Origin of the sequence: Nonomuraea sp. NPDC005501 (genome assembly GCF_040605905.1) — a bacterium.
Lineage (GTDB): Bacteria > Actinomycetota > Actinomycetes > Streptosporangiales > Streptosporangiaceae > Nonomuraea.
In genome coordinates this window covers 1-21329 of record NZ_JBEXDT010000070.1, presented here as the reverse complement: position 1 = coordinate 21329, position 21329 = coordinate 1, and the positions used below count along the sequence as shown (strand labels likewise).

General features: G+C 70.2%; 21 protein-coding genes. 13 read left to right on the top strand and 8 right to left on the bottom strand.

The annotated features are described in order from the left end of the window. Positions 1-79: 79 nt before the first annotated feature. Positions 80-1255 carry a hypothetical protein gene (locus ABZS51_RS29110; protein ID WP_355447422.1) on the bottom strand — a complete coding sequence of 392 codons (1176 nt, stop codon included), beginning with the start codon at positions 1253-1255 and terminating at the stop codon, positions 80-82. A 176-nt stretch (positions 1256-1431) separates the two neighbouring features. On the opposite strand from ABZS51_RS29110, the gene ABZS51_RS29105 reads away from it, so the two are divergent. Genes ABZS51_RS29105 through ABZS51_RS29090 form a run of 4 tightly spaced genes read left to right on the top strand, consistent with a single transcriptional unit; the run spans position 1432 to position 5277 of the window. Next, positions 1432-2556 (top strand): spermidine/putrescine ABC transporter substrate-binding protein, encoded by a 1125-nt coding sequence (locus tag ABZS51_RS29105; RefSeq protein WP_355447419.1) that lies wholly within the window; start codon positions 1432-1434, stop codon positions 2554-2556. A 7-nt stretch (positions 2557-2563) separates the two neighbouring features. Then, complete coding sequence (locus ABZS51_RS29100; RefSeq protein ID WP_310710692.1) at positions 2564-3430, top strand: ABC transporter permease; 867 nt, start codon at positions 2564-2566, stop codon at positions 3428-3430. Then, positions 3423-4202, top strand: a complete 780-nt coding sequence (locus tag ABZS51_RS29095) for an ABC transporter permease (RefSeq protein WP_355447416.1) — start codon at positions 3423-3425, stop codon at positions 4200-4202. The genes ABZS51_RS29100 and ABZS51_RS29095 overlap by 8 nt, the downstream gene beginning before the upstream one ends. After that, on the top strand, positions 4189-5277 hold the full coding sequence (locus ABZS51_RS29090; RefSeq protein WP_355447413.1) for an ABC transporter ATP-binding protein: 1089 nt from the start codon (positions 4189-4191) through the stop codon (positions 5275-5277). The genes ABZS51_RS29095 and ABZS51_RS29090 overlap by 14 nt, the downstream gene beginning before the upstream one ends. A 65-nt stretch (positions 5278-5342) precedes the next feature. Here ABZS51_RS29090 and ABZS51_RS29085 read toward each other — a convergent pair whose 3' ends face one another. Then, a complete protein-coding gene (locus ABZS51_RS29085; RefSeq protein ID WP_310710695.1) occupies positions 5343-5948 on the bottom strand; it encodes a helix-turn-helix domain-containing protein in 606 nt (201 codons plus the stop codon). A gap of 156 nt (positions 5949-6104) precedes the next feature. On the opposite strand from ABZS51_RS29085, the gene ABZS51_RS29080 reads away from it, so the two are divergent. From ABZS51_RS29080 to ABZS51_RS29055, 6 genes are all read left to right on the top strand, one after another. Further along, positions 6105-7352, top strand: a complete 1248-nt coding sequence (locus ABZS51_RS29080; RefSeq protein WP_355447410.1) for a glycosyltransferase — start codon at positions 6105-6107, stop codon at positions 7350-7352. 156 nt (positions 7353-7508) lie between these two features. Next, positions 7509-8906, top strand: coding sequence for an aminobutyraldehyde dehydrogenase (locus ABZS51_RS29075; RefSeq protein WP_310710697.1), 1398 nt, complete (start codon positions 7509-7511; stop codon positions 8904-8906). Between the two features lie 250 nt (positions 8907-9156). Then, positions 9157-12381 carry a nitrate- and nitrite sensing domain-containing protein gene (locus ABZS51_RS29070; protein WP_355447407.1) on the top strand — a complete coding sequence of 1075 codons (3225 nt, stop codon included), beginning with the start codon at positions 9157-9159 and terminating at the stop codon, positions 12379-12381. 5 nt (positions 12382-12386) lie between these two features. Next, complete coding sequence (locus ABZS51_RS29065; RefSeq protein ID WP_198654238.1) at positions 12387-12800, top strand: roadblock/LC7 domain-containing protein; 414 nt, start codon at positions 12387-12389, stop codon at positions 12798-12800. Positions 12801-12818: 18 nt separating this feature from the next. After that, on the top strand, positions 12819-13223 hold the full coding sequence (locus tag ABZS51_RS29060) for a DUF742 domain-containing protein (RefSeq protein ID WP_055507219.1): 405 nt from the start codon (positions 12819-12821) through the stop codon (positions 13221-13223). 7 nt (positions 13224-13230) lie between these two features. Beyond that, positions 13231-13782 (top strand): ATP/GTP-binding protein, encoded by a 552-nt coding sequence (locus ABZS51_RS29055; protein ID WP_310710786.1) that lies wholly within the window; start codon positions 13231-13233, stop codon positions 13780-13782. Between the two features lie 205 nt (positions 13783-13987). On the opposite strand, the gene ABZS51_RS29050 is transcribed toward ABZS51_RS29055, so the two are convergent. Next, entirely contained in the window at positions 13988-14158 is a 171-nt protein-coding gene (locus ABZS51_RS29050; RefSeq protein WP_355447404.1) for a hypothetical protein, read from the bottom strand. A 26-nt stretch (positions 14159-14184) separates the two neighbouring features. On the opposite strand from ABZS51_RS29050, the gene ABZS51_RS29045 reads away from it, so the two are divergent. After that, positions 14185-14394, top strand: coding sequence for a hypothetical protein (locus ABZS51_RS29045; RefSeq protein ID WP_355447401.1), 210 nt, complete (start codon positions 14185-14187; stop codon positions 14392-14394). Then, entirely contained in the window at positions 14364-14624 is a 261-nt protein-coding gene (locus tag ABZS51_RS29040; protein WP_355447398.1) for an amidohydrolase family protein, read from the top strand. Before ABZS51_RS29045 ends, ABZS51_RS29040 begins: the two co-directional genes overlap by 31 nt. 6 nt (positions 14625-14630) lie before the next feature. Here the strand turns inward: ABZS51_RS29040 and ABZS51_RS29035 are convergent, their stop codons facing one another. From ABZS51_RS29035 to ABZS51_RS29015, 5 genes are all read right to left on the bottom strand, one after another. Continuing rightward, positions 14631-15410, bottom strand: coding sequence for an ABC transporter ATP-binding protein (locus ABZS51_RS29035; protein ID WP_310710699.1), 780 nt, complete (start codon positions 15408-15410; stop codon positions 14631-14633). Between the two features lie 99 nt (positions 15411-15509). Next, positions 15510-16967, bottom strand: a complete 1458-nt coding sequence (locus ABZS51_RS29030; protein WP_355447394.1) for a dihydroorotase family protein — start codon at positions 16965-16967, stop codon at positions 15510-15512. A gap of 9 nt (positions 16968-16976) precedes the next feature. Next, a complete protein-coding gene (locus ABZS51_RS29025; RefSeq protein WP_310710701.1) occupies positions 16977-17753 on the bottom strand; it encodes an ABC transporter permease in 777 nt (258 codons plus the stop codon). Continuing rightward, positions 17750-18559 carry an ABC transporter permease subunit gene (locus ABZS51_RS29020; protein ID WP_310710702.1) on the bottom strand — a complete coding sequence of 270 codons (810 nt, stop codon included), beginning with the start codon at positions 18557-18559 and terminating at the stop codon, positions 17750-17752. The genes ABZS51_RS29025 and ABZS51_RS29020 overlap by 4 nt, the downstream gene beginning before the upstream one ends. Then, positions 18556-19551: an ABC transporter substrate-binding protein gene (locus ABZS51_RS29015; protein WP_355447391.1), complete on the bottom strand. Its 996-nt coding sequence runs from the start codon at positions 19549-19551 to the stop codon at positions 18556-18558. The genes ABZS51_RS29020 and ABZS51_RS29015 overlap by 4 nt, the downstream gene beginning before the upstream one ends. 501 nt (positions 19552-20052) lie before the next feature. Here ABZS51_RS29015 and ABZS51_RS29010 point away from each other — a divergent pair. Then, on the top strand, positions 20053-21329 hold a 1277-nt coding region (locus ABZS51_RS29010), incomplete at its 3' end, for a nitrate- and nitrite sensing domain-containing protein (protein ID WP_355447388.1).

Here is a 21329-nt window from a genome sequence, read left to right as displayed (position 1 = left end):
GCGGATGTCACGGACGCCGCGTGGGAGCGGCGTCCGCCGGGTGTCTCGGGCGCCGCCTGGGCGGGGTGGTCGTGGGAGGTCATGGGTACCAGGTGCGCAGGACGCCCATCGGGGCGTAGCGCCAGCGCGGCAGGTGGCGGGCCGCGTAGACGAGCTCCCGGCACTCCTGCTCGATCTCGAACGGCCGCAGCAGCGTCTCGTCGAGCAGCTCCGGCCGTCCGCGCTCGGCCAGGCGGAGGCGGTAGGCGGCCAGCATGGCGTCGCGGGCCTCGCGGGCCCAGCGGGCGGCGGCCGCGGGCGGCGTGCCGCGCCTCCTGACGGCGACCTGGGCGACGTGTTCGAGGCTGGTGGCGAGCTGGGCGACGTCGCGGGCGGCAGGCTGGTACGGCTCGGCGCCGGTCACGGTCGGGTTGCCGTCGAAGTCGATCACGGCGTAGCCGTCACGCCAGCGGAGGATCTGGCCCACGTGCAGGTCACCGTGGATGCGGATCAGCGGCGCGGAGCCGGCGGGCCGGTGCAGGGGCTCCAGCTCGCGGCGCAGATCGGCCTCCCGCGCGGCCAGCCACGCGCCGTCCTCGCCGCCGGTCAGCTCCAGCGCCTCCCGCAGCGCCCCTTCAGCCCGCGCCCCGTACCCGGCCGCCGGACCGCGAGACGCCTCGGGCACGGGTCCGGCCGCCGGACCGCGAGACGCCTCGGGCACGGGTCCGGCCAGGTCCGCGGGACGGAGGGCGGACGGGTCGCCGGGGTGGAAGGTGGACAGGGCCGTGTGCAGGTCGGCGGTCAGGCGGCCGAGGTCCGCCGCGAACGCGGCGCGTCCCGCCTCGGCCTCGTCCACGCACCACTCCCACCCGTCGCGCGCCCCCGGCAAGTAGCCGGTCACGAGTGCCAGCAGCAGCACCTGGCCGGACTTTTCGTGAAGAGTCAGGGCGGCGAACGGCGGAGCGATCTCCCGAAAACCGGTCGCGGCCAGGTGTGCGAGGACGTCAGGGGCGGGATGCGGCATCGGTGCCGGGGGTGTCAGCCACTTGACGACGACCCGATCACTCACCACCACCGAATAGTTTGTCTGATCGACGTGCTCTCCGAAGTCGCGTTCGACCGGGACCCCGGTGTCGGCGGCGGCTTCGCGGTGCGAGAGGCTGGGCAGCGGGCCGAGCCGGCGTACGGCGAAGGGTGCGGGCACGTCGTCCGCCAACGACGCGACGAGCGCAGCTGTGAGGCCGCGGTCCCGCTGGGTGAGGGGATTCTCACCCACCGAGATCAACCGGTCCCATATTGAATCGGGATTCAACAGCATGACCAAACTTCCAGGTGGCAATGTCCGCAAAAGTCTTGCTCATGTTGATTTCTGCTGCAACACTCCTGCTCTGGTCTGCCGTGTCCGTTGGTCGCGCGACCCCTCGTCCCTTGTCATCAGAAGGAGTAGCGGCCTTGTCCCGATTCCGGTTCACCCGTCGTCTTCCGGCCGTCGTAGCGGTGGCCGGCCTCGCGCTCGCCGTGGCGGCGTGCGGTGGTGAGTCGTCGAGCAGCGGCGCGGGTTCGGCGGCGAAAGCAGAGGCCGACCAGCTCAACCCCAACGCGGACCTGAGCAAGCAGTCGCTCACCGTCACGGTGTGGGACGGCTACACGCCGGAGGAGCTGCCCGTCAAGGTCAAGGAGAAGCTCAAGGTCACCGACCTGAAGGTCACCCTGCACGCCACCAACGAAGAGGCGATGACCAAGCTCACCGCCGGCGGCGACAGCGGCATCGACGTGGCCTTCGTGTCCGGCCAGTACGCCCAGGCACTCAACGAGCAGGGCCTGCTGGAGCCGATCCACCCCGAGCTGATCCCCAACCTGTCGAACCTCTACCCCGAGGCCACCCAGCTCTCCTACGACAAGGGCAACAAGTACTCCGTGCCCTACACCTGGGGCACGACCGGCATCTGCTACCGCAGCGACCTGGTGAAGGCCGAGCCGAAGAGCTGGAACGACATCCTCAACCCGCCGTCCTGGGCCGACAAGAAGGTCACCATGATGACCACCGAGCGCTGGCTGGCGCTGCCCGCGCTCAAGTCGCTCGGCTACTCGGTCAACACCGACAAGGACGACGAGATCGCGAAGGCCAAGGAGCTGCTCCTCAAGGCCAAGCCGCACCTGCTCAACTACGACGACACCACGTTCGGCGACAAGCTGAAGAGCGGCGAGGCCGTCATGGTCGAGGCGTGGGACGGCTGGTGCCCGACGACCGACGAGAAGCAGAACATCAAGTTCGCCGTGCCGAAGGAGGGCAGCGACCTCTGGGTGGACACCATGGTGATCATGAAGTCCTCCAAGAACAAGGAGGCCGCGCACGCCCTCATCAACTACATCCTCGACCCCGAGATCCACAGCTGGGCGGCCGAGAACATCAACTACAAGGTGCCCAACAAGGCCGCCATGGACAAGGTGAACCCGCCCAAGGGCTCCCTGCTCGGCATCAAGCCCGCCGAGCTGCTCAACGGCGAGTCGATCATCGACCTGGGTCAGGCGTCGACCAAGTACACGCGCCTGTCGACCGAGGTCACGGCGCAGTGACGCAGTGATGTCCCCGGTCAGGACCCGGCCGGCGACCGCCCTCAGGGGCCGGCGCCGGCTGGGCGCGTTCGTCTTCCTCACCCCCGGCCTCGCCTATCTCGTCGTGCTGCTGCTGGTGCCGCTGGCGCTGGTGCTGAGCTACGTCTTCTTCCAGCGCGGCCGCTTCGGCGGGGTCGTCTACGAGTTCACCACCGAGAACTTCTCCCGCCTGATCGACCCGCTCTACCTGCGGGTGCTCGGCCAGTCGCTGGAGATCGCGGCGCTGGCCACGCTCATAGCGCTCGCCCTCGGCTACCCCACGGCCTACCTGATCGCCCGGCTGCCGCGGAAGTGGAAGACGGTCGCGCTCGTCGCGATCGTGCTCCCGTTCTGGACGAACTTCATCATCCGCATGTACGCCTGGATCATCCTGCTCAACGGCCCCGGCCTGGTGAACTCGGCTCTGAAGAGCCTCGGCCTCGGCCCGTTCGAGCTGCTCTACAACAAGGGCGCCATCGTCGTCGGCCTGGTCTACTCGTACCTGCCGCTGATGGTGCTGCCGCTGTACGCGGCCATCGAGAAGCTCGACCCGCAGCTCCGCGAGGCGTCGGCGAACCTCGGCGCGTCCCGGCTGACCACCTTCCGCAAGGTGACGCTGCCGCTGACCGTGCCGGGGGTGATGACGGGGTGCCTGTTCGTGTTCGTGCCGAGCTTCGGCAACTTCGTCATCCCGGAGATGCTGGGCGGCGGCAAGTCGATCATGGTGGGCAACCTGATCCGCACGGAGTTCCTCAAGGCGCGTGACTGGCCGTTCGGCTCCGCGCTGACGCTCGCGCTGGTCGCGGTGCTCATCGTGCTGCTCCTGGTGCAGGCATGGGCGGCGCGCCGTGCGTAGGTCGAGGCTCCTGTACGTCCCGTTCTGGGTGACGATCGTCTTCCTGTACGCGCCGATCGCCGTGGTCGTCGCGATGTCGTTCAACTCCGGCAAGTCGGCCTACACCTACGAGGGCTTCAGCCTCAAGTGGTACGGCGTGCTGGCCCAGGACCAGCGGGTCCTCGACGGCCTGCTGAACACGCTGATCGTGGCGGCGGGCTCCACCGTGATCGCCACGGTGCTCGGCACGCTGCTGGCCGTCGGCCTGGCCCGGCACACCCGCTCCCGCACGCTGGACGCGGTCGCGCTCATGCCGGCCGTCCTGCCGGACCTCGTGCTCGCGATCGGCCTGCTGCTCTTCTACGGTCTGATTCAACTCACGCTGGGCCTGTACTCGGTGATCCTCGCGCACGGTGTGTTCGCGATGGCGTTCGTCGCGGCGGTGGTCCGCACCCGCCTGACGAACACCGACACGTCGCTGGAGGAGGCCTCGCGCGACCTCGGCGCGGGACCGGTCACCACCTTCATGAGGGTCACGCTCCCGCAGCTCACCCCGGGCATCGTGGCGGGCGCGATGCTGGCGTTCACGTTGTCGCTCGACGAGTTCGTGATCGCCTTCTTCACGATCGGCAACCTCCAGCAGACGCTGCCGATCGTCATCTACTCGATGATCCGGTTCGGGGTGACCCCCGAGATCAACGCGCTCGGCGCGATCCTCCTGCTGGTGAGCTTCACCGCGGTGATCGCGGGCCAGCGCATGACCAAGATCGGCGAAGCACGTGCTCAAGATTGACGGCATCACCCGTAGGTTCGGCCAGGTCACCGCGCTGGACGGCGTGTCCCTGGAGATCGGGCAGGGCGAGTTCTTCGCGCTGCTCGGCCCCTCCGGCTGCGGCAAGACGACGCTGCTGCGCATCATCGCGGGGTTCGAGACGCCCGACGACGGCACGGTGACGCTCGACGGCGACGACCTGCTCGCGCTGCCGCCGAACCGGCGGCCGATCAGCCTCATGTTCCAGTCGTACGCGCTGTTCCCGCACATGACCGTGGCCAAGAACGTGGCCTACGGCCTGGAGCGGGAGAAGCTGCCCCGCGAGGAGATCCGGCGGCGCGTCGGCGAGGTGCTGGAGACCGTGGGCCTGTCGGCGCACGGCGACCGCAAGCCGGCGCAGCTGTCCGGCGGCCAGCGCCAACGCGTCGCCCTGGCCCGTTCCATCGTCAAGCGGCCCCGCCTGCTGCTGCTCGACGAGCCCCTGTCGGCGCTGGACAAGAAGGTCCGCGCCGACATGCAGCTGGAGCTGAAGCGGCTGCAGCACGAGGTCGGCATCACGTTCGTGGTCGTCACGCACGACCAGGAGGAGGCCATGTCGCTGGCGGACCGGATCGCGGTCTTCGACAGCGGCAGCGTCCGCCAGGTGGACGAGCCGGTCGCCCTCTACGAGCGGCCGCGCAGCCCGTTCGTCGCGGGCTTCGTCGGCGCCAACAACCTGTTCCGCGGAACGGCCCGCACGGGCGGGGTGGACGCGGGCGAGCTTGGGGAGCTGGCCGGGACCCCGCTGGAGGAGCTGGAGGAGGGCGCCGCCGCGCTGCTGTGCGTCCGGCCCGAGCAGATCGTCCTCCACCGGTCCGGCGACCCGGCCGACGGGAACGCCGGCGACGCCGAGTCCGGGGAGCCCGTCGAGGCGCTTGAGGGCAGCGTGCTGGACGTCAGCTTCTACGGGGGCGTCTCGCACCTCTCGGTGGAGGTGCCGGGCCACGCCAAGCCGGTGCTGGTGGCCGTGCAGGGCGCCAGCGCCGTGCAGCCGGGCGCCAAGGTGCGGCTCGGCTGGGACGCCGGTGACGCCGTCGTCATCCCCGCCACGCCATGACCGCCCCACGGAGAACCGTCCCCCGGAGAACCGGCCACCCCGGAACCGGCTCCATCGCGACGGGCTCAGTGCACCAGGTCGTTGCCCGTCGCCGTGCGCGCGTAGGACAGGATCAGCTCGGCCGCCTCCTCGGGGCCGATCACCGGGTGCCTGGCCGTGATGCGGTAGCCGTAGGCGTCCTCCAGGGCCACCAGGTTGCGTGCCAGCGACTGCGAGTCGCCGCTCAGCCGGAACACCCCGAGCGCGGAGCCGGTGTCCAGGATCGACTGGTACATCGACACCTGCCGGTCGTACAGGGAGGTGAGCAGCACCCCGTAGACCCGGTTGCGGCCGGCGGCGCCGCCGAGCTCGTTGAGCAGGCGCACGTCGGGGTCGAGCGGCCCGGTGGGCAGCCCGGAGCGGATCGTCATGACGAGCTTCTTGACCGGGTCGGTCACGGTGGAGAGCCGGCGCAGCCGCTGCTCGTAGAAGCGCTCCATCCCGGCGTGCTGCGCCTCGACCAGCAGCTCGCTGAGGTCGGGGTAGTGGTAGAGCACGGCGCCCGAGGTCAGGCCCGCCTCCTCGGCGACGTGCGAGAGCTGGACGCCGTCGATGCCGTGGCGGATGATGGCGCGGCGCGCCGCCTCGATCAGGTCGATGCGCCGGTCGGTGCGGCTCTTGCGCTGGGCCATGCTCACCACCTCGTTCCCCCGAGCTGTTCGCCTCCCATTCAGGAAGCCGTGACCATAGTGCCTTGAAGTTGACCTCTACGCTAGATGAGTATTTGAATTCACGTTCAACTAGTTCGCCCCCTCCGGAGTAACGTGATGTCTCTCACGATCCTGTTCATGCCAGAAAGCGCCTACGGGCCCACCAACAACTGCATCGGCATCGGCGACATCCTGCGCCGCCGCGGCCACCGCGTCGTCTTCGCCGCGGAGGCCTCCTGGAAGGGCAAGCTGGAGGCCCTCGGCTTCGAGGAGGACCTGGTCGACCTCGCGCCGCCGGCCGAGGAGGAGCAGGACGCGGGTCAGTTCTGGAAGGACTTCATCCGCGAGACCGCGCCCGAGTACCGCAAGAGCACGCTGGAGCAGCTGGAGACGGTCACCAAGCCGATCTGGGAGTCGCTCATCGACGGCGTGAAGTACTGCGAGCCGCGCCTCAAGGAGATCATCGAGCGCGTCCAGCCGGACGTCATCGTCGAGGACAACGTCATCACGTTCCCGGCCCTGCTCACCGCGGGCCGCAAGTTCGTCCGCATCGTCTCCTGCAACCCGCTGGAGGTGCGCGGCGAGAACGTCGCGCCGGTCTTCTCCGGCCTGCCCGCGGACGACCGCGGCGAATGGGACGCCTTCCGGGCGGAGTACGAGCGCACCCACCGCGAGCTGTGGAGCGCCTTCAACGAGTGGAGCGTCGAGCAGGGCACCGAGCCGCTGCCCGACCTCGACTTCATCCACGAGGGCGACCTGAACCTCTACGTCTTCCCGGAGATCCTCGACTACACGGCCGAGCGTCCGCTGGGCCCCACGTGGCACCGGCTCGACTCGTCCGTCCGGGAGACCGACGAGCCGTTCGAGCTGCCCTTCCCGCGCGGCGAGGGCGCGCTGGTCTACTTCTCGCTGGGCTCGCTCGGCTCCTCCGACGTGGAGCTGATGCAGCGGGTGATCGACGTGCTGGCCACCACGCCGCACCAGTTCATCGTCTCCAAGGGCCCGCTGCACGAGGAGATCAAGCTGGCCGACAACATGTGGGGCGCCGAGTTCGTGCCGCAGACGAAGATCATCCCGCTCTGCGACCTGGTCATCACCCACGGCGGCAACAACACCACCACCGAGGCGCTGCACTTCGGCAAGCCGATGATCCTCCTGCCGCTGTTCTGGGACCAGTACGACAACGCCCAGCGCGTCCACGAGCTCGGTTACGGCGTCCGGCTGTCCACCTACGCCTTCGGCGACGAGGAGCTGACGGGCGCGCTCGACCGCCTGCTCGGCGACACCGAGCTGCGCGCCCGGCTGGAGGCCGCGGGCGAGGAGATCCGCCGCCGCGACGGCCTGCGCAAGGCGGCCGACCTCATCGAGCGGCTCGGCCAGGAATAACGACCGGCCAGGAATAACGACCGGCCAGAAATAACGGCTCGGCCAGGAACGACGACCGGCAAGCAGTAACGGCCGGTCGGGAACAACGACCGGCCAGGAACAACGGCCGGTCAGGAGTAACGGCCGGTCAGGAACGACCGGCCAGGAACAGGAACCATGCGCGAACTGATCAACCCGGCGACCGGCGCCCCCACGGACCGCGTCCCGGACACCTCCGTCGAGAACGTGGCGCGGATCGTGGGCGAGGCCCGCGCCGCCTTCGCCGAGTGGGCCGAGGCGACCCCGGCGGAGCGCGCGCGGCTGCTGTTGCGCGTGGCGGACCTGGTCGAGGCCGACGCCGACGAGCTGACCCGGCTGGAGGTGGAGGACACCGGCAAGCCGGCCGCCGTCGTACGCGACGGCGAGCTGCCGTTCGCGGTGGACAACCTGCGCTTCTTCGCGGGGGCGGCCCGCTCGCTGGAGGGCACGGGCGCCGGGGTGTTCAGCCGCGGCTACACCTCGATCATGGTGCGCCGGCCCGTCGGCGTCGTCGGGTCGATCGCGCCGTGGAACTTCCCGCTGGTCATGGCCGTCTGGAAGCTCGGCCCGGCCATCGCCGCGGGCAACGCGGTGGTGATCAAGCCCGCCCCGCAGACGCCGCGCTCCACGCTGCGGCTGGCCGAGCTGTTCGCCCAGGCGGGCGCGCCGCGCGGCCTGGTGCAGGTCGTCACGGGCGACGCCGAGGTGGGGGAGGCGCTCGTCACCGACCCGGGCGTGGACATGGTCAGCGTCACGGGTTCCACCGAGACGGGCCGGGCCGTCATGACGGGCGCGGCCCGGACGCTCAAGCGGGTGCACCTGGAGCTCGGCGGCAAGGCGCCCGCGCTGGTGTTCGACGACGCAGACCTGGCCGCGATGGCGACCGGCGTGGCGATGGGCGCGACGTACAACACGGGCCAGGACTGCACGGCGGCCACGCGTGTCTACGTCGACCGGCGCGTCCACGACGAGGCGGTGGAGGCGATCCGGGCGACTCTTGCCGAAATCGTGACCGGAGATCCGTGGGACCCCGCCACCGACATCGGACCGCTGATCTCGGCGGCGCACCGCGACCGCGTGCACGGGTTCGTGCAGCGTGCGGGCGGTCGGGTGCTCCACGGCGGCGCTCCCGCCGAGGGTTCCGGGTTCTACTACCCGCCGACTCTGGTGACCGGGGTAGATCAGAAGAGCGATATCGTACAAGGAGAACTTTTCGGCCCCGTCCTCGTGGTCCTCCCCTTCGACGGCGAGGACGAGGCCGTCCGGCTCGCCAACGACACGCGCTACGGCCTGGCCTCCTCGGTGTGGTCGCGCGACGTCGCCCGGGCGATGCGGGTCTCGCACCGTCTCGACGTGGGCGTGACATGGGTGAACGACCACCTGCCCATCGCCAGCGAGGCTCCGCACGGCGGGGTCAAGGGCAGCGGGTTCGGCAAGGACATGAGCCAGGAGGCGGTGCAGGAATACTCGGTGACCCGTCACCTGATGGTCAAGCACGCGGCGCCGGCGGAGCGAGACTCGTTCCGGCCCGCCTGAGAAAGACGCGCGGTGATATGCGACTCCAACGGCACGTCTGGTCGCATTTGATGGGATATGTCCGGTTGGCTGATCTGGTACGGGTTGTGTTCCAATTACCCAGCCCGCACGAATCCCATGCGCCCCAAGCGTGTCAGGTTTATCGAGCACGTACGGCGAGAGGTTGCGAGAGTCAGTGAGGACCGATAACCCCAGGCACACCAGGCCGGAGGAGTACGCAGGCGGCCGGTTCCGGCTGGGGAACTGGCGTGTGCGCACCAGGCTGGTCGCGCTGATCCTCATCCCCACCGTCGTCGGCGTGCTCCTCGCCGGTGTCCAGCTGGCCAACTCGATCGCCACCAGCGCCGAGTACCGCCGGCTCACCCAGATCGCGGAGCTGGTGCAGACCGTCGGCGCGATGTCCGACGAACTCGGCAAGGAGCGGACGCTCACGGCGTGGTACATCGCCGAGGGCCGCCGCGCCTCCCGCCGCGCCCAGCTCAACACCCAGCGTGACGCCGTCAACGCCGTCCGCAAGCGCGTGCTGGCGGCCGTGGGGGCGCTCGACGCCACCCACTCGCCACGCACCCTGGAGGAGGCCGGTGAGATCCGCCGCTGGCTGACCGGCCTCGACGGCCTGCGCCAGTCGATCGTCCAGACCGGCAGCGCGCCGCCCCGAGCCGCCCTGCGCACGTTCAGCTCGATGATCGAGGTCATGGGCAAGCTCCAGGACGAGCTGGCCGGCGGCACCCAGGACGACGCCTTCGGCTCGGACGTCGTCACCCTCGGAGCGCTGCAGAGGGCCAAGGAAGAGGTCTCCCGCCAGCAGGGCATCCTCGTCGTCGCGCTCGTGGAGCGGAAGCTCGACTACGACGACCTGTCCGACTTCCTCGGCTCCTGGAACCGGCAGCAGGCCGAGCTCGCCACCTTCGAGGAGGAGGCGGGCACCGCGGACCTCCAGGCCTACCGCAAGAACATGCGGGGCCTGCAGATCGACCGTGCCGACGCCATGCGCCAGCGGGCGCTCGCCCAGCTGCGCGAGTACAAGACGATCCGCGACCTCGACATCACCGCCACCCCGCGCCGCGAGCTCAACCTGTGGCACGAGAGCACCTCGCTCCAGGTCAGCGGCCTGCGTAAGGTCGAGGACGGCCTGACCACCCGCGTCGTGACCGAGGCCCGGGACCTGAGCGACTCCGAGCAGCGCAGCGCCGTCATCTCCGGCGCGATGATCCTCGTCCTGCTGCTCCTCGTCCTGGTCTTCACCACCCGCGTGGCCGGCTCGCTGGTGCGCCCGCTGCGCCGCCTGCGCGCCGAGGCGCTCCAGGTGGCCACCACCCGGCTGCCCGAGACCGTCCGCGCGCTGCGCGAGTCGGGCGACGGCGCGGCGCTGCCCGAGGTCCCCTCGATCGGCGTCAACACCCGTGACGAGATCGGGGAAGTGGCCCGGGCCTTCGACGAGGTCCACCGCGAGGCGATCAGGCTGGCCGGCGACGAGGCCAAGCTGCGTGCCAACGTCAACTCCATGTTCGTCAACCTCTCCCGCCGCAGCCAGACGCTGGTCGAACGGCAGCTCCAGCTCATCGAGGGCCTGGAGCAGGGTGAGGAGGACGAGAACCGGCTCGCCAACCTGTTCCGGCTCGACCACCTGGCCACCCGCATGCGGCGCAACAGCGAGAACCTCCTGGTCCTCGCCGGCCAGGAGGCCGCGCGCAAGTGGAGCGAGCCGGTGCCGCTGGTCGACGTCGCCCGCGCCTCGCTGTCCGAGGTCGAGAACTACGAGCGGGTCCAGATTCAGATCCCCTCCGGCGTGCAGATCGCCGGTCCGGCCGTCACCGACGCCGTCCACCTGCTGGCCGAGCTGATCGAGAACGCCATCTCCTTCTCCCCGCGCGAGAGCAAGGTGCAGGTCACCAGCGCCCCGATGGACGGCGGGGTGCTCGTGACCATCAGCGACCTGGGCATCGGCATGTCGGCCGACGAGCTGGCCGAGGCCAACTGGCGCCTGGCCAACCCGCCGGTGGTGGACGTCGCCGTCTCCCGCCGCATGGGCCTGTTCGTGGTCGGCCGCCTGGCGCTGCGCCACGGCGTGGGCGTCCAGCTCCGGATGCGCGAGACCGGTGGCCTGAGCGCCCTGGTCATGCTGCCGAACACGCTGATCGTGGGCGCGCAGGGCGCGCCCGGCGTACCGCAGCAGCGCGGCCAGTACGACGCGTTCACCGACTTCGACCCGAGCATGTTCGGCCAGGCGCCGTTCGAGGAGGCCGCCTCCAACGGCCACGGCAACGGCACCTACGCCTCGCCGGCCGCCCTCGCCGACCCTCGCGACGACGCCCCGGTCGACACGCAGTGGCCCGGCTCGCTGCCCGCCCCCGGCACCGGCAACTGGCCCTCGTTCGCCGAGGAGCAGCCGCGCCAGGACGAGCAGCGCTGGCCGGCGTTCGGCGAGGAGCAGCCGGCCGCCGCCGCCCAGGAGGACCGCTGGCCGTCGTTCGCCGACCCGGCGGCGCCCGCCCAGGACGTGCCCAACTGGCCGTCGTTCGCGACCGAGCCGCCTCCGCCGGGCGCGGCGCAGGACGAGCCGCGCTGGCCGTCGTTCGGCGAGCAGCCGGCCTCGTCGCTGTTCACCCCCGCCGAGCCGGCCCGGTCGCCCTACGCCGACGAGCCGCCCCGTTCGCCCTACGGCGACGAGCCCGCCCGCCCGTCCTTCGGCGAGGAGATCCGCTACGGCGACGACCTCCGCTCGCCTTATGGCGACGAGCCCGCGCGCTCTCCCTACGGTGACGAGCCGTCCCGTGCGCCGTTCGGTGAGGAGCAGCGCTGGCCCTCCTTCGCCGAGACGGTCAAGCCGGCCGACGCCTTCGCCCCCAACGGGCAGCACGGCTTCGACCCGTTCGGCCCGGGGGAGTACTCCTCGCAGGATCTGACCGGCCCGCTGCCCGTGGTGCGCAGCTCGCCGATGGAGCCGCCGAGCGAGGAGTTCCTGCCCATCTTCTCCTCGGTGGGCTCCGACTGGTTCCGCAAGCCCGACCCCGAGGTGCTCAGGCCCCGCGAGCCGGAGCCCGACCAGGAGTCGGAGACGGCCGTCCAGCCCGCGGTGCGGCTCGACAGCCCGCCGCCGCTCCCGCAGCGCGGCGCGCAGTTCGGCGTGCAGGACGGCGCGCAGGAAAGCCTCAGCCCTTCCGGCCTGCCCCGGCGCCGCCCCGGCGAGTCGGGCGCGGGCGCCGCGTGGTCCTCACCGGCCGACAGCGGCTTCCAGGCCGCGCAGGCCGCCGCCGAGCCCGCGCAGGGCGGCGTGACGTCCTCGGGCCTGCCCCGGCGCGTGCCCAAGGCCAACCTGGTGCCCGGTACGGCGAGCCTGGCCGAGCCCCAGGCCACGTCACCGGCGCCGCAGATCTCTCCCGACAGGTTGCGGAGCCGGCTCTCCAGCTTCCAGCAGGGTGTTCGACAAGGCCGCGCGTTCACCCGCGGAGAAGAGAACGAGGAGGAGAAATGAGAGAACTGAGCCAGGGAGCGCGTGGCATCAGCTGGCTGATCACTGACTTCGTCAACAACGTGCCAGGGGTCGCGCACACCGTCGTGGTCTCGTCGGACGGTCTGCCGCTGGCGTTCTCCGAGGGTTTCCCGAAGGACCGGGCGGACCAGCTCGCCGCGGTCGCCTCGGGTGTCATCAGCCTGACGCAGGGTGCTGCCCGTGTCTTCGAGGGCGGCCTGGTGACCCAGACCGTCATCGAGATGCAGCGCGGTCTGTTGATGATCATGTCGATCAGCGATGGCTCCTGCCTGGCCGTGCTCGCTGCGCCCGATTGTGACATGGGCCTGGTGGCCTACCAGATGACGCTGCTCGTCGAGCGCGCGGGTCAGGTGCTCACGCCTGCCGTACGTGCCGAACTGCAGGCGGCCCGCCCCCGCTAAGGGCGGTGACAGGAGAACATGGTGTCAGGTCAGGGTTGGGCTGGTGATAGCACTCCGCCGCATCCGGCGGCTCCACGTCCGCAGAAGCCGAGCTCTCTGGTGCGGCCATATGCCGTGACCGGAGGGCGCACGGCGCCGCGGATGAAGTTCGCCATGGAGGCGCTGGTGTCCTCCGTGACGTCGGAATACCAAGACATATCTCTGCTGAGTCCGGAGTATCAGGCGATCATTCAACTGACCCGGAACGTCAGGTCGGTTGCTGAGATCTCGGCCCTCTTACGACAGCCTTTGGGTGTGGTCCGGGTGCTGATCGCCGACATGGCGTCCGAAGGCCTGATCCGCGTGCACCAGCCTGCGCTGGACGCGGGAAAGCCGGACCTCAACTTGCTCGAAAGGGTGCTCAGTGGACTTCGCAGGCTCTAGCGCCGGGCTGACCTCGACGAAGATCGTCGTGGCCGGCGGATTCGGCGTGGGCAAGACGACGTTCGTGGGTGCGGTCTCGGAGATCCTTCCGCTCACCACGGAGGCGGTGATGACGGACGCGTCGGCAGGGGTCGACGACGTCTCGCTCACCCCGAACAAGACCACCACGACCGTCGCCATGGACTTCGGCCGCGTCTCGCTGGACCGGGACCTCATCCTCTACCTGTTCGGCACGCCCGGACAGCACAGGTTCTGGTTCATGTGGGACGACCTGGTGCGCGGTGCGATCGGGGCCGTGGTGCTCGCGGACACGCGGCGCCTGGCCGACAGCTTCCCCGCCATCGACTACTTCGAGGAGGCGAAGCTGCCGTTCGTCATCGGCATCAACGGCTGGGACGGGCAGTTCGCCCACCAGGACGACGAGATCCGCGAGGCGCTGTCGCTGAACGCGCACACGCCGATCGTCCGCCTGGACGCCCGGGTGCGCGATTCGGTGAAGAGCACGCTCATCACGCTGGTGGAGCACGCGCTGACGCGCCACTCCCACCTGCCCGCCTGACGCCTGGCGCGGCACACGCCCGCACGACGAACGCCGCCGGACCATCGGTCCGGCGGCGTTCGTAGTCGTCCGCCCCGTTCAGGTGGCGGGATCGTTCAGGTGACGGGATCGAGGAGCTGGGCCGCGAGGGTGTCGTGGACCCAGTCGCGATAGTGGCCGCACGTCCAGGCGCGGTCGCGAACCAGCAGCAGGTACAGCTCAGGGCTCAGCAACGCGAACAGCAGATCTGCGGCGCGGTCACGGTGATGCCGGTCCGGGCGCCGGGTTTGCCGAGCAGCGCCTCGGCGGTGGCGTGCTGGACGGTGCGGCGGTTGGCGAGAGCGCGCTGCCACAGCTCGTCTAGCTCGGGCTCGACGCCCGCGGCGGTGCGCAGCACGTCCGTGATCGGGGCGGTGGGCGCACGTGCCCTGTGATCCGTTGCCCGACGAGCTGATCAAGCGGGCGGCCGCGGCGGGTGTCCGGGTGGTCGGCACCCTGGACACCCTCTCGCGTACGACAGGGGTGTTCACGAACGCGGTACGCCTGGTGGAGGCGGGCGTGCGCCTGCTGTACGGCACGGACCTCGCGCATCCGGACGTGCCATGGGGATCGACGCGTTCGAGCTGCAGCTGATGCAGCACGTCGGGCGCGGCACGGTGTCGGCCGCGGAGGTGCTCTCGGCCGCCACGGCACGAGCCGGCGAGCACCTGGGCCTGGCTCCGCTCGGCCGGCTGGTCGCGGGTGCGCCCGCGGACCTCATCGCGGTGGAAGGCGACCCGCTCGAACGGTTCAAACTGCTGGAGTACCCCGTCCTGGTGATGTCAGGGGGACGGTTGGTGGTCGATCCGCCGGCGGGCGGGTAGGGGCGGTCAGGCGGAGGCGGGGACGTCCACCCCGCGCACCAGGCGGCCGACCTCGCCGCGCAGGCGCACGAAGTCGGGGTTCTCGCGGGTGGTGATCTGGTCGCGGGGCCCCGGCAGGTCCACCCGGAGGTCGCCCACCACGTGCGCGGGCGCCTTGGACAGCACCACAACCCGGTCGCCGACGTACACGCTCTCGTCGATGTCGTGGGTGATGAGCACGATCGTCATCCGGTGGTGGCCGCGCACCTTGAGGACCAGGTCCTCCAGGTCCTCACGGGTCTGGGCGTCCACCGAGCCGAACGGCTCGTCCATGAGCATCAGGCTGGGCCGGTAGGCCAGCGCGCGGGCGATCGCGACGCGCTGCTGCATGCCGCCGGACAGCTGGAACGGGTACTTCTGGGCGGCGCCGAGCAGGCCCACCGACTCCAGCGCCTCCTGCGCCGCCTCCCGCCGCGCCCGCTTGTCCATGTCCCGGCGCCGCAGCGGCAGCGCCACGTTCTCGGCCACCGACATCCAGGGGAACAGGGAGCGGCTGTAGTCCTGGAAGACCACGGCCAGGTTGTCGGGCGTCTGGCGCACCAGCTTGCCGTCGACCCGGATCTCGCCGCCCGTGGGAGTGATCAGCCCGGCGATGGAGCGGAGCAGCGTGGACTTGCCGCATCCGGAGGGACCCACGATGCACAGCAGCTCGCCCTCGGCGACGCTCAGCTTGAGCCCTTCGATCGCGCGGTGCTCGTTGGGGCTGCCGGGACCGTAAACGTGCGTGAGGTTGTCTATCTCGAGCAAGTGACGTCCTAGGACAGGCGAAGCCGGGAGATACCAGGCTGACTCTACCGAAGTCAGTGATCGTTGGACATGAAGATGACCATTCCGGCAGGGCCGGGCTCAGGCCACCGGCCGGCGGACGAAACGCCCCAGGGGACGGCCGACGATCTTGCCGGTGTCCAGCACGTGGTGACCCCGCACGAACGTGTCGGTGACCTTCGCGGTCAGCTCGAACCCCTCGAACGGCGTGTACTCCTGGGCCGAGTCCGAGTCGGCCGCCCGCACGGTCCAGGTGGCGTCCGGGTCCACCAGGCAGATGTCGGCGTCGAAGCCCGGCGCGATCGTGCCCTTGGTGCGCAGGCCGTACCGGCGGGCGGGGTTCCATGAGGTGAGCGCGGCGATGCGCCCCCATGGCAGGCCCCGCCGGCGGCCCTCGGTGATGAGGCCGGGCAGCAGGTACTCGGCGCCGCCGAAGCCGGCCTTGGCCAGGAACACGTCCTCGGCGGGCGCGCCGAACTTCAGCTCCTCCCGGCAGCAGGCGTGGTCGCTGACGACCCAGTCCACCGTGCCGTCGAGCACGTGCTCCCACAGCGCCTCGACGTCCTCGCGCGGCCTGATCGGCGGGTTGACCTTGGCGCCGATGCCGCTCGCCGTCTCGATGTCGGCCAGCAGGTGCCCGATCGTGACCTCGCGGCGGAAGTCGATGTGGGGGAACGTCCTGGCCATCCGCACCGCCGCGTCCAGGGCCTTGCGGGAGGACAGGTGCAGCAGGTTGACGTTGCCCAGGCCGGTCTCGTGGGCCAGGTAGGAGGCGATGAACACGGCCAGCCCCTCGGAGTGGGGCGGTCGCGAGGCGCTGTAGGCGGCCAGGCCGCTCAGGTCCCCCGCCTCCTCCACCAGCCGCGTGTACGCCGTCATGATCTCGGCCGTCTCGCAGTGCAGCGACAGCGAGATCTCGCTGGCCAGCTCGGGGAACCGCTCCCGGGCCGCCTGCACGCCCCGCATGACGAACTCGAAGTGGGCGTAGTCGTAACGCTCGCCCTCGGGCAGCATGAGGAACGCGCTCTGGTCGGCCGAGCGCCCGTGCAGGCCGTGCCCGCCGTAGAACATGAAGATCTTGAACGACGGCACGCCGAACCGCTCGACCAGGTCGGGCAGCTCCTCGATGTGGCCCCGCGACATCGGCGCCAGGTGGAACCCGTAGTCGATGTAGGCCCGGCCCTCGGCCCGGGCCAGCACCTCGGGGAAGAAGTCCGCGTACGCGCCGCCCCGGTTGAGGTAGTACTGCCCGGTACGCATGTAGGTCAGGGCCGTCGTCACCCCGCCCTGGGCGGAGGCGCGGCTCTCCGAGCCGGCGTCCTCGTCCAGCGGGTTGTAGATCCCCCAGTGCTGGTGGGCGTCCACGACGCCGGGGAACGCGAGCCGCCCCGCGCCCTCGATCACCTCCGGGACGCCCTCGGTGGGCAGGCCGGGCGTGACCTGGTCGACGCGGCCCCCGGTCACGGCGATGTCGGCCATGACGGGCTCGCTCCGGTCATGCGTCACGACCCGCACGTTCTTCAGCAGCAGGTCTGTCACATCCGCCTCCTAGACGGTACGGCGGGCGCCCCGGTGCCAGGTCAGCACGCGGCGCTCCGCCATGAGGAACAGGGAGTTGAGGACGTAGCCGAGCACCCCGAGCACCACCACGCCGGCCCACAGCCCGGCCATGTCGGCGTTGTTGCCGGCCACGCTCAGCAGGTAGCCGATGCCGTCGGTGCTGCCCTTCAGCTCGGAGATCACCATGAGGATGAGCGCCAGCGAGACGCTCAGCCGCAGCCCCGCGAAGATCTTCGGGGCGGCGGAGGGCAGGATGATCCGGAACAGTCGCAGGCGGGCGGGCACGCCGAAGACGGTGGCGGTCTCCAGCTGGAGCGCGTCCACGTTGCGTGCCCCGTCGATGGAGTTGAGCAGGATCGGCCAGACGACGCCGAACACGATGGTCGCCACCTGCACCTGGGTGCCCATGGTGAACAGCACCAGGAAGACGGGGAGCATCGCGGGCGGCGGCACGGCCCGGCCGAACTCCACGAGCGGGTCGACGTAGTCGGCCAGCCAGGCCACCCGGCCGATCGCCACGCCGAGCGCGACCCCGGCCACCACGGCGATGCTCCACGAGCCGACGACCCGGACGAGGCTGGGCACGAAGTTGTCCACCGCCTCGTCGGTCAGCAGGTACGGGCCGGAGAACCACCGCTCGTACATCCAGGAGGCGATCCGGCTCGGCGCGGGCAGGTACGGGCTGGCCTGGGACCGGGCCAGCAGCTCCCAGCCGAGCAGGACCACGGGCACCAGCCAGAGCCGCCGTACGATGGTCGCGATCATACGTGCCGCCACCTGAACAGGCGCCGCTCCGCGCGGAGGAGCAGCGTGTTGACGACGAGCCCGACCAGCCCGGCCCACATGAGGGTCGCGATCACGTCGACCATCGCGTCGGCGCCGATGCCGGTGCTCGCCTGGATGAGGAAGGCGCCGATGCCGCCGGCGCCGCCCACGACGTACTCCACGCTGATGGCCAGGATGAGCGTGACGGAGGCCGCCAGCCGGATGCCGGTGAAGATGAACGGCGCCGCGCTCGGCAGGCTGACCCGCAGGATGACCGCGCCGGAGCCGAAGCCGAACGAGCGCAGCGTCTCGGTGGCCACCGGGTCGACGTCGCGGACGCCGTACAGGGTGTTGATGAGGATCGGCCAGGAGGCGGCGTAGACGATGAGCGCCACCTTGGCGTTGATCTCGGGCTGGAAGAAGAACAGGGCGAGCGGGATCAGCGCGACCGACGGGATCGGCCGCAGGAACTCGACGATCGCCCGGGTCATCTCCTCCACCACGGGGACGGTGCCGAGCAGCAGGCCGATCGGGACCGCGACGAGCACGGCCAGCGGAAGGCCCACGACCGCGGCGGTGAGGGTGGAGGCCAGGTCGGTCAGGAACGCGGGGTCGGCGCCGAGCCCCGCCGCCCGCGCCAGGGACGTCGAGGCGGCCGGCAGCCAGGAGACGAGGCCGGTGCGGCCGGCCAGCTCCCAGAGCAGGAGGAAGACCGCCACGCCGGCGACGTGGCGGAGGAGTCTTCCGAGCCGGGCGCGGGAGGGGGTGGTGCGCTCCGCCCGCGCCAGGGTGGCCGTGGACGTCATCCCTGGGAGGTGACGATCATCGGCGCGACGTCGATCTTGGCCTTGATGAAGCCGTACTCCTGCATGAGGTCCGCGACCCGCTGGATGCGCTGGGCGCTCAGCGTGGTCGGGTAGTTGCCGAGGTTGATGGTGGCCGCGGTGGCGGCGGGGATCTTGGTGAAGGTGGGCAGGATCTTGGTGACGGCGCTGCGGTCGGTGGCGGCGATGTTCTGGGCCTTGGCCATCGCGCGCTGGAAGGCGGCCATCGTCTTGGGGTTGCTGCTCACCCACTTCTCGGTCGCCGCCCAGCCGGTGATCGGCAGGCTCTCCGTGGGGCCGGACATGGTGTCGACCAGCATCGTCGCGCCGAGCTTGTTCTTGGCCTCGCTGACGTAGGGGTCGGTCATCCAGACCGCGTCCACGTCGCCCTTCTCCAGCGCCTGCAGCCAGTTCGTGGTGGGCACCTCGACGTACTGGATGTCCTTGCCGGGGCTCGGGTCAAGGCCGGCGATCTTCAGGTGCGGGTTCATGGTGAGCACGCCGAGGCCCTTGAGCGCGTTCACGCCGATCTTCTTGCCCTTGAGGTCGGCGACCTTCTTGATGGGGGAGTCGCGCCCCACCATGATCCCGAAGGCGCCGGTGGCGCCCTGGTAGGAGTCCGCGATGTACCTGAACTTCTCCAGGCCCTCACTCTGGATCGTCAGGATGGTGGCATAGCTGCCGAGGACCACGTCCATGCTGCCGTTGGACAGCTTGGGCAGCACGGCCTGGGGGGCCTGGATGGCCTCGGTCTTCACGTTGAGCCCCTGCTCCTTGAAGAAGCCTCGCTCGATGGCGATGAACAGGGGGGCGGAGTCGGCTCCCGGGTACTGCCCGATGAGCAGGTCGGTCTTCTCCAGCCCGTTGGCGTTGCTCCCACCTCCGGGTTTGGCCTCCGGGCTGGAGCAACTCGTCATGGCAAGGGTGGCCACCAGTCCGATCAGGGCGATGCGCCCTGCCGCAGCGAGCCTCATGTCGCGTCTCCTTTGAACGGGGGTGGCCGACACTCGACACACCCCAAAGCGCAGGCAACCCTTGCGCATGGTCCCCCGATTCTGGAAATTATCAATATATATGGCAGAAAAATGATCACACTGGTTTTCTGGAGCTATGTCCAGATATAGGTGATGATATGGCTGGCGTTCACCGGGGACGTGTGTCTACTGTCTGGACGTGGAGACATATACAAGATGATCGACTTGCCGGTGTGGCCACACCGGCGGCCGATTTATCTGTTGTACATAAATAGGTTTTCGGACCACGGGTGCCGGGGGCGGCACACGGTTAGCACGGGCACGAATTTGATCTCTTGCACCAGGCCATCCAAGGAGAGGTTGCGGAGGCCAGTGAGAAAGACATTGCCCCCTGCGAACGGCGATTCCGGCTTACCTGCTGAGGCGTCCGCCTTTCCGTCATCCCATGCGAGGACAGGGCCGCCGGCCCAGCCCGGGCATGCCAGGGGCCCGGGCGGCATCGTGCGCAACTGGCGGGTGCGCACCAAGCTGCTGGTACTGATCGTCATCCCCACCGTCGCGGCGCTGGCGTTGGGCGGCCTGCGGGTCGCGTCCTCCGTCACCAGCGCCTCCGAGTACGAGCGCGTCTACCAGACGGCCGTCCTGGCCGGAAAGCTGACCGAGCTGGCCCACGAGACCGAGCTGGAACGCGATCTCACCGCCACCTTCGTCGCCCAGGACCGCAGGGGTGACCGCAATGCCATCACCGCCCAGTACTCCGCCGTGGACCGGCTCGTCGCCGAGGCGCGGCCCGACGTCACCGCGCTCGGCGCCTCCGACAGCCCCCTGCGGGCCGAGGCCGTGCGGGTCAGGAACCGTTTCGACGAGCTGGCCAACTCCCGCCGGACCGCGGTCGAGTCCCGGCTGAACGTCTCCTCCGTCATCGAGCTGTACGACCAGTCGATCTCCGACTTCCTCGCCCTCAACGACACCATCGACCAGGGCGCGGCGGACAAGGAGCTCACCGACACCGTCGCCGGGTTCGCCGCGTTGTCGCGGGCCAAGCAGTACGTCTCCCGGCAGCGGGCGCTGCTCGTCTCGGCGCTGGCCGTCGGCCGCTTCAGCCAGGACGAGCTGGACGACTTCATCGCCGCCCGGGCCCAGCGCAACAGCGAGCTCGCCGCGTTCCGGGCACAGGTGCCGCTGGCGCTGCGCCAGGCGTACGACGACACGGTCAGCGGCCAGGCCGTCGACCGGGCCGAGCTGATCCAGGCCCGCGCCCTGGCACTCCAGGACGCCGGGCAGCCGCTCACCGACCGGGGTCTCGACCTCGCCAGCGACGGGCAGGCGTGGTTCACCGCGGTCACCGAGACCATCGACGGCATGCGCCAGGTCGAGCAGCGGGTCGCCGACTCGATCATGCTGCGCAGTCGTACCGTGCAGGTCGCCGAGCAGCAGGGCGCGATGATCTTCGCGATCGCGATCGCCGTGCTCCTGGTGCTCGTGCTGATCGTCACCGTGCTGATGGCACGTTCCCTCAGCGGCCCGCTGCGCCGGCTCCGGCGCGAGGCGCTGCTGATCGCCGGCCGCCGCCTGCCCGAAACGGTCCAGCGGCTGCGGGACTCGGACACGTCCGGATCGGCGGCGGCCCTGGCCGAGGTGGAGCCGATCGGCGTGGTCGGCGACGACGAGATCGGCGAGGTCGCGCGGGCGTTCGATGAGGTGCATCGTGAGGCGGTGCGGTTGGCGGGTGAGGAGTCGCGGCTGCGCAGCAATGTGAATGCGATGTTCGTGAACCT

Excerpts from the sequence above, each read along its gene's own strand:
- ABZS51_RS29100 (WP_310710692.1), top strand. The coding sequence starts at position 2,564 with ATGTCCCCGGTCAGGACCCGGCCGGCGACCGCCCTCAGGGGCCGGCGC.
- ABZS51_RS29085 (WP_310710695.1), bottom strand. The coding sequence starts at position 5,948 with ATGGCCCAGCGCAAGAGCCGCACCGACCGGCGCATCGACCTGATCGAG.
- ABZS51_RS29080 (WP_355447410.1), top strand. The coding sequence starts at position 6,105 with ATGCCAGAAAGCGCCTACGGGCCCACCAACAACTGCATCGGCATCGGC.
- ABZS51_RS29075 (WP_310710697.1), top strand. The coding sequence starts at position 7,509 with ATGCGCGAACTGATCAACCCGGCGACCGGCGCCCCCACGGACCGCGTC.
- ABZS51_RS29060 (WP_055507219.1), top strand. The coding sequence starts at position 12,819 with ATGGTGTCAGGTCAGGGTTGGGCTGGTGATAGCACTCCGCCGCATCCG.
- ABZS51_RS29040 (WP_355447398.1), top strand. The coding sequence starts at position 14,364 with ATGGGGATCGACGCGTTCGAGCTGCAGCTGATGCAGCACGTCGGGCGC.
- ABZS51_RS29025 (WP_310710701.1), bottom strand. The coding sequence starts at position 17,753 with ATGATCGCGACCATCGTACGGCGGCTCTGGCTGGTGCCCGTGGTCCTG.
- ABZS51_RS29020 (WP_310710702.1), bottom strand. The coding sequence starts at position 18,559 with ATGACGTCCACGGCCACCCTGGCGCGGGCGGAGCGCACCACCCCCTCC.
- ABZS51_RS29015 (WP_355447391.1), bottom strand. The coding sequence starts at position 19,551 with ATGAGGCTCGCTGCGGCAGGGCGCATCGCCCTGATCGGACTGGTGGCC.